We start from the raw sequence: 1,106 nt of genomic DNA on the forward strand, positions 1-1,106 counted from the left end.
CTCAGCTTTCTAAACAGCGCATCACTTTCTTAGGTGCGGGTTCTGCGGGTTGTGGTATCGCAGAAGCGATCATTGCGCAAATGGTATCGGAAGGGATTTCTGACGAGAAAGCACGCTCTCAAGTTTACATGGTCGATCGCTGGGGTCTGTTACAAGAAGGTATGCCTAACCTGCTTGATTTCCAACAGCGTTTGGTCCAAAAACACAGCAACACAAAAGAGTGGGAAAATGAAGGAAATGGCTTCTCACTACTAGATGTAATGCGTAACGCGAAACCAACGGTACTGATTGGTGTATCAGGTGCTCCTGGGCTATTTAGCCAAGAAGTCATCGAAGAGATGCACAAACACTGCAAGCGTCCGATTGTCTTCCCGCTGTCAAACCCAACCAGCCGTGTTGAAGCAACACCAAACGACATCAGCCGTTGGACAAACGGTGAAGCGCTAGTGGCAACGGGTAGTCCGTTTGATCCTGTGGTTCACGAAGGTCGCACTTATCCTATCGCACAATGTAACAACAGCTACATCTTCCCAGGTATCGGTCTTGGCGTTTTAGCGGTTAACGCAAAACGCGTGACTGACGAAATGCTAATGGAATCAAGCCGAGCGCTGGCTACATGCTCTCCACTTGCGATTAATGGTCGTGGTGCACTTCTACCACCTTTGGAAGAAATCCACCTAGTATCGAAGAAGATTGCTTTTGCCGTTGCGAAGAAAGCAATCGAGCAAGGTGTGGCACTGGAAATCACAGACGAAGCGCTAAACGATGCTATTGACCAAGCGTTCTGGCAGCCAGTTTACCGCCGCTACAAACGCACAGCATTCTAAGCTTGAGACAACTTGTATAATTATTAGCCCCTACTCTGTAGGGGCTTTTGTTTTTTAAGCTGTTTTTTATCATCCTAACCAGATTTTGGCATAAATGGGCTTCTCTCTTTTTGTTTCTATCAGATATGATGAGGAATACACATTTATTAAAGGGTATAAGACGTTTTGCTGTTTTCTCGTATAAGGTCAAAGTGGAAGCTTAAGTGTTCGTGGAAGCGAATTGCTTTGATTTTGTCGATCTCTTTATTTGGACTCCTTCTGTCTGTCGTTGCCATCGAC

The 1,106-nt window shown here is 45.9% G+C and carries 1 protein-coding gene; it reads left to right on the plus strand.

What is annotated here, in order from left to right; translation table 11 throughout:
* The coding region (gene maeA / locus R8N49_RS25080) for an oxaloacetate-decarboxylating malate dehydrogenase (RefSeq protein WP_318190207.1) at positions 1 to 827 on the plus strand (827 nt) is incomplete at its 5' end.
* Positions 828 to 1,106: the final 279 nt, after the last annotated feature.

This window comes from Vibrio sp. 1978, assembly GCF_033344345.1.